Source organism: Candidatus Izemoplasma sp. (assembly GCF_982632705.1).
The window spans coordinates 1-6,032 of record NZ_CEXEES010000078.1 but is presented as its reverse complement, the minus strand read 5'-3'; the positions used below and the strand labels follow the sequence as shown (position 1 = coordinate 6,032).

General features: G+C 32.5%; 7 protein-coding genes. 6 read left to right on the top strand and 1 reads right to left on the bottom strand.

Features of this window, described 5'->3' with window-relative positions; translation table 11 throughout:
• Positions 1 to 535: hypothetical protein (locus AC2LE6_RS08275; protein WP_484478787.1), on the bottom strand; the 535-nt coding region annotated here is incomplete at its 3' end.
• Positions 536 to 653: 118 nt separating this feature from the next.
• Between AC2LE6_RS08275 and AC2LE6_RS08270 the strand changes: the two genes are divergently transcribed.
• From AC2LE6_RS08270 to AC2LE6_RS08245, 6 genes are all read left to right on the top strand, one after another.
• Positions 654 to 1,583, top strand: a complete 930-nt coding sequence (locus AC2LE6_RS08270; protein WP_484478786.1) for a questin oxidase family protein — start codon at positions 654 to 656, stop codon at positions 1,581 to 1,583.
• 111 nt (positions 1,584 to 1,694) lie between these two features.
• Positions 1,695 to 3,311, top strand: a complete 1,617-nt coding sequence (locus AC2LE6_RS08265) for a DEAD/DEAH box helicase (RefSeq protein ID WP_484478785.1) — start codon at positions 1,695 to 1,697, stop codon at positions 3,309 to 3,311.
• Between the two features lie 150 nt (positions 3,312 to 3,461).
• Entirely contained in the window at positions 3,462 to 4,625 is a 1,164-nt protein-coding gene (locus AC2LE6_RS08260) for an amidohydrolase (RefSeq protein WP_484478784.1), read from the top strand.
• Positions 4,626 to 4,716: 91 nt separating this feature from the next.
• A complete protein-coding gene (locus AC2LE6_RS08255) occupies positions 4,717 to 5,031 on the top strand; it encodes a PadR family transcriptional regulator (RefSeq protein ID WP_484478783.1) in 315 nt (104 codons plus the stop codon).
• Entirely contained in the window at positions 5,028 to 5,552 is a 525-nt protein-coding gene (locus tag AC2LE6_RS08250; protein ID WP_484478782.1) for a DUF2812 domain-containing protein, read from the top strand. The genes AC2LE6_RS08255 and AC2LE6_RS08250 overlap by 4 nt, the downstream gene beginning before the upstream one ends.
• 108 nt (positions 5,553 to 5,660) lie before the next feature.
• Positions 5,661 to 5,975: a (2Fe-2S)-binding protein gene (locus AC2LE6_RS08245; RefSeq protein ID WP_484478781.1), complete on the top strand. Its 315-nt coding sequence runs from the start codon at positions 5,661 to 5,663 to the stop codon at positions 5,973 to 5,975.
• The last annotated feature ends 57 nt before the right edge of the window (positions 5,976 to 6,032 follow it).

Below are 6,032 nucleotides of genomic sequence, written 5' to 3'. Positions count from 1 at the left end.
TTTGTTTTAAATGTTTGTGATACAAGTCGTTTATAATCGCAGTAAGGTCGCTTTGAGTTAACGTTGAAGTATTTAACTTATAATCAATATGTTTCAATCTTTTCGCGTCGAATATATCATCATCTTTATTCAATCGATCAACCACTTGAATAAGGTTGTCACCTCTACCAAGCATTCTATCTTTCCTTGTTTCCTCATCTGTTTCTAGTAAGAAGAATAAGGTTTCAGGAATCTGTTTTTCGTATATTGAGTTTGCTCCATTAGGATCAACGATTAATACTTTGTCGATTGTTGCACCTTCTTTTGGAGTTCCATAATTTGTATTATTATAAACCGTTGTTTCTAGAAATTTATTTTGCTCTTTCATCTTCAAGAATTTGTTCTCAGTAATGAAGTTATAATCTATTTTATTAACCTCACCAACTCTTTTTCTTCTTGTAGTTGTAGTAACCATTTTATTGAATCCGTAATTTTTGATAAGTAATTTTGCAATCTCTGTTTTTCCACTCGCGCTTGCTCCAATAAGTACTAGCATTTGATCACTCCTTTCTACAATATATCTATTATATAATAAGTGGGCACATAATAAAATAAGTAATCATATAAATCGTTGTTTTTTTATTTAAGTGTTACAATGATATTGAGGTGGTACCATGAGATTACTTGAACGATTTGAAGCCTTGAGTCCGACTTATAGCAATGGGCTTACTAATCATCTACCAATGATGATTATTGCGTTACAAAAACTAGGTATAGATGAAGGTGATATTGAGTTTATTAGCGAGGAATATGTTGGTTCTAAACATATACCGGATTTAACAGATAAATATTACCCTAAAAGCAAGCAAGAAGAAGAGTATATTACCCTAACAAATCTATATATTACTAAGATAAATAAATTAGGAAAAGACGAAGTGGTGAAATGGTATTTGAATAAAGCGAAATTTGCTTTGGTGTCAGGACTCTTTCACGGTCTAATTAGATTGTCGTATGCATTAATGACAGATAGTGATTTATTGGTTGCACAGGCAATGGCATACTTCGATGTAATTTATTTTGAATGTGATCTTCCATATTCAATAAAAGAGGATGAACGCAAAGAACTAGACAAATTAGTGAAACATCGTGTTAAAACAATTACTAACTTTGAAAGCAAATCAACAATGAAACGATTGGAAGAACTAATCAATAATGACTATATCAAAGATAACCTGTATTCGATAAGAGGGAATGCAGAGGAAAGGATGCTAGAACTATTCTTAAACCAGTATCTTAAAACCAAAGATTTTTATATGTTACACATCATTACTGGTTTCCATGCTTTGATTTCACTAAAAGAATACTTTACAAACTTTGAAGAAGTACTAGATAATTTCTTTGTACATGGGTTGTTATTTACGCTAATACATGATTATAAGCAAGAAGAATATGATTATGTGCCTTCTGAGTTAAAAGTATTTGAGAATAGAATTCCTGACCTAAGAGATGCACACGAGATCAAACTTTTATTCTCAGTTTTGGAACTTTATAAGCTTTATCATATTGATGATTTAAAGAAAGTTATTACTTCAATTTTCATGTAAAACACTTACAGTGCGGGTTTCTTATGATAACCCGCGCTTTTTCTTTATTTTCCTTTACATACAAACTATTTGTGTTATACTTAATTGCCCTTAAAAATGGAGGTATGTACTATGTTACATAACAATGAACAAATTAACAAATCATTAACAGAAATGGGATTTGAGGAATTCACACAGATTCAATCAGAAACTATGCCGTTAATGAGAGAAGGAAAAGATGTAATTGGACACAGTCAGACTGGTACTGGTAAGACTGCGGCATTTGCACTACCGATACTTGAAGCTATTGATTATAACAGTAGAGATATTCAAGCATTAGTATTATGTCCAACACGAGAATTAGCTGTTCAAGTTAAATCAGAAATTGACAAAATCGGTAAATATTTACCACAATTAAAAACAGTATCTGTATATGGTGGAGAACCAATATACAAACAGTTACAAGGACTAAAAAGGAAACCACAAATTATTGTTGGTACTCCTGGTAGAACATTAGATCATATAAACAGAAAAACTCTATGTCTAGAAAATATCAAGTTCATGGTACTAGACGAAGCAGATGAAATGTTAAAAATGGGATTTAAAGAAGATATTGAAACAGTCTTCGATGCGACGAATCCTGATAGACAAACAGTAATGTTTAGCGCTACAATGCCTAAACCAATTGTGAGCATTTCAAGGAATTATATGAAGGATCCACAACTGGTTAGTGTAGTAAGCGGAGATGAAACCAATAAAGACATTACACAGTATTACTATAATGTACAGTCAAAGAATAAAATTGAAGCGGTTGCAAGACTGTTACACGTTTATAATCCAAAACTGACACTTGTATTTTGTAATACTAAACGTAAAGTTGACGACGTTACAAGAGAATTAACGAAAAAAGGGTACAACGTCGATAAGATTCATGGTGACTTACAACAAACAGCAAGACTTCATGTCTTAAATAAATTCCATACAGGAGTTTTAGATATGCTAGTAGCAACGGATGTTGCAGCCAGAGGATTAGACATTAAAAACGTTGAACTTGTAGTTAATTTTGATATTCCAGAAAAAGCTGATTACTATGTACATAGAATTGGTAGAACTGGACGTATTGGAAACAAAGGATATGCATTTAGCTTAGTATCTAGAAGTGAAATGTCTCGTCTTGATAGTATCTTAAGATTTACAAAATCTACTATCAAAAAGAGAAACATCCCTACTCCAGAAAAAGTTTTAAGAGTAAAACATGATAAACAATTAGAGGATATCATGTCAATTATTGAAACAGAAAACATTAGTCCACAATACGATTTAGCTACTAGATTATTAGAAAATAATGATCCAGAGAAAATTGTAAGTGCACTTCTAAGAAAACTTGAGAAGACAGACCATAGTGAAGTTATCTTAGGAGATATTAATGAAGAAGTTGGTAGCAGAGGACGTGGACAAGGTCGCAATCGTGATCGTGGACAAGGTCGTGAAAGAGGAACTGGCGAAGGTTCAGTAAGATTCCATATCAATCTAGGTACTGGTGTTGGAATGAATCCTAAGAAATTAGCTGAATTTATCTCTAAAAAAACTGGTATTAGAAACAATGATATTCAAGATATCACTGTAAGACATGCTTTTAGTTTCTTTACAGTTAACAAAAAACATAAAAGAAAAGTTGGATTAGAATTAGCTAACGTTAAACATAACGGTAAAAAAGCTAGTATCCAAGAAGCAAAAGCACGTAGTTAATTAAAAGATTAGCCAGATTATATCTGGCTTTTTTTATACACTTTTTACATACAAAATACTAAGTGACATTATTATATAAACTGCAGATTGTATATTATAGAGTTTTTTATTATAATTAAAGTAGTTTAAATAACAATAAAGGAGATAACTATGCTAATAATAAAAAATGCTAACATAAAAACTATGGCTTCTTCTGATTTTGAAAACGGAGTAATAGTAATTGAAAACAAAAAGATTTTAGAAGTAGGGAATATTGATATTACAAAGTATAAGCATGCAGAAATAATTGATGCCAAAGGGCTACTTGTGACACCTGGATTGGTTGATCCACATTGTCATATTGGAGTGATGGAAGAAGGGATTCGTTTTGAAGGTAATGACACAAACGAAATGAGCGGACCAATCTACCCTGAATTAAGAGGTATTGATAGTATTTACATGAAAGATATGGCTTTTGATTACACTGTAAAAGCAGGGATTACAACTGTAAATACAGGACCTGGTAGTGCAAATGTAATAGGTGGAACATTTACTGCGATTAAGACATATGGTGAAACTGTTGAAGATGTATTGATCAAAGAAGAGACATCAATGAAAATGGCTTTAGGTGAAAATCCGAAACGAGTATATGGTACAGGAAATAAAAATCCAGGAACTCGTATGGCAAGTGCCGCATTAATGAGAGAATGGTTATTCAAGGCAAAAGAATATCATACGAAATATAATGCTTTTTTGAACAAAGAAGAAGATGCAAAAGAACCTGCATTTGATATGAAACTGCATAGCTTAATGAGAGTGTTTGATGGTATGATTGTGAAAATACACGCTCATCGTGCTGATGATATAGCAACTGCTATTAGAATTACAAAAGAATTTGGATTAAACACAACGATTGAACATGCAACAGAAAGCTATTTAATTCCTGAGTTTGTAAAAGAAAGTGGTGTACCAATGATCATTGGTCCTACCCTGGGTATGGCTAGCAAGTACGAACTTGTAAATAAATCATTTAAGTCAGCTAAAGTTCTAGAAGATTTTGAGATTCCATTTGCAATAATGACAGATCATCCAGTTATCACACTAGACACTACATTGGTTCAAACCGCATTGTTTGTCAAAGAAGGACTTAGTGAGCAAAAAGCTTTAGAAGCATTAACGATAACTTCTGCAAAATTAAACGGTATTGAAGATCGTGTTGGGAGTATTGAAGTTGGAAAAGATGCAGATATAGTTATCTGGGATGGACCCTTATTTGATATATTCACAAGAACTGAGTATGTTATAATAGACGGAAAAATAGTACATAAAAAATAAAGAGCGAAAGCTCTTTTTTTTGACAAATAATACATAATATAGTAATATAAAGTTATACGATATATCGCTTGACGATATAAGGGGTGATAAAATGACTAAAAATAGATACTCACCATTAACAGAAGCGAGTTTTTTAATACTACTTTCATTGAGGGAATCAAGGCATGGTTATGGAATTATTAAGCATGTTGAGCGATTAACGAGAGGTAGATTAGTACTAGCTCCTGGGACTTTGTACGGTGCATTGACAAATTTGCAAAAAAATAAATTGATCAATGTGGAGCGTATTGAAGGAGCAAAACGAAAAAAAACATACCATATTACTGAATTAGGAAACACTTTGGTAGATTACGAACTCAATAGGCTAGAAGAGTTGATAGCAATATCGAAGGGGCTGATAATATGATTAGAGAGAAGAAGTTATTCTTTGCATGGCAGCAGGCAAAAGAGAAGGAATACTTAGAACAAAAAGCTTTAAACGGTTTTTTGTTAACAAAAGTCGGATTTGGATACTATGAGTTTGAAGAATCAGAACCCAAGGATATGGTTTATGAATTTGATTTCAGAGTAATCAGTAAAAAGGAATTGAAAGAGTATCTTGAACTTTTTACCGATTGGGAACTAGTAATGCAATATGGAGGGTGGTTGTACTTCAGAAAAGAACGTACTCTAAATAATGAAATATACAATGATAACAGTTCTAAAAAAGAAATGTTTAGAAGATTGATAGGGTTTATACTATTGACAGGATTTCCACTATACTATCAAGTCTTAATCATGTTTCCTAGATTACGAGAATCTGGGGGTCTTAGTACATTCTATTTATACTTCAGACCTTTAGTATATTTTATTCTATTATTACATACGTATGCGTTGGTAAAACTGCTCTTAATTTTAAGGTCATATAATAGAAGTTTTAAAGAATAAAACAACCCCATTTGTAGGGTTGTTTTTATAGTTTGAAACATAAAATGATTTTTTGTTTAGTGGAAGCGTTTTCTATGATATAATTTGATTAGCAAAAGAGGTGAGTACATGAGAGTTAAAGAACATCCCATTTTGGAGTTTACTGATCGAACTAAACTTTATTTTAAATACAATGGGGAAGACGTGTATGGTTACACTGGAGACACAATTGCTTCAGCGCTTCATGCACTTGGTATTAGGAGATTAAGCAGCAGCATAAAGCTCAAGCGTCCAAGGGGCTTTTATTGTGCAATAGGAAATTGTGCTTCATGTAATATGATTGTGAATGATATTCCTAATGTCCGTACGTGCATAACTGAACTTGAAGAAGGAATGATTGTCAAAACACAAGATGACAAGGGTAAAGTTTATGAAGCATTATAAACTGATAATTGTTGGTGGTGGACCTGCGGGATTAAGTGCTGCAAAAATCGCTGCTGA

What these genes read in the sequence shown, in the direction of transcription:
- AC2LE6_RS08270 (WP_484478786.1), top strand. Translation starts at nt 654, where the DNA reads ATGAGATTACTTGAACGATTTGAAGCCTTGAGTCCGACTTATAGCAAT.
- AC2LE6_RS08265 (WP_484478785.1), top strand. Translation starts at nt 1,695, where the DNA reads ATGTTACATAACAATGAACAAATTAACAAATCATTAACAGAAATGGGA.
- AC2LE6_RS08260 (WP_484478784.1), top strand. Translation starts at nt 3,462, where the DNA reads ATGCTAATAATAAAAAATGCTAACATAAAAACTATGGCTTCTTCTGAT.
- AC2LE6_RS08255 (WP_484478783.1), top strand. Translation starts at nt 4,717, where the DNA reads ATGACTAAAAATAGATACTCACCATTAACAGAAGCGAGTTTTTTAATA.
- AC2LE6_RS08250 (WP_484478782.1), top strand. Translation starts at nt 5,028, where the DNA reads ATGATTAGAGAGAAGAAGTTATTCTTTGCATGGCAGCAGGCAAAAGAG.
- AC2LE6_RS08245 (WP_484478781.1), top strand. Translation starts at nt 5,661, where the DNA reads ATGAGAGTTAAAGAACATCCCATTTTGGAGTTTACTGATCGAACTAAA.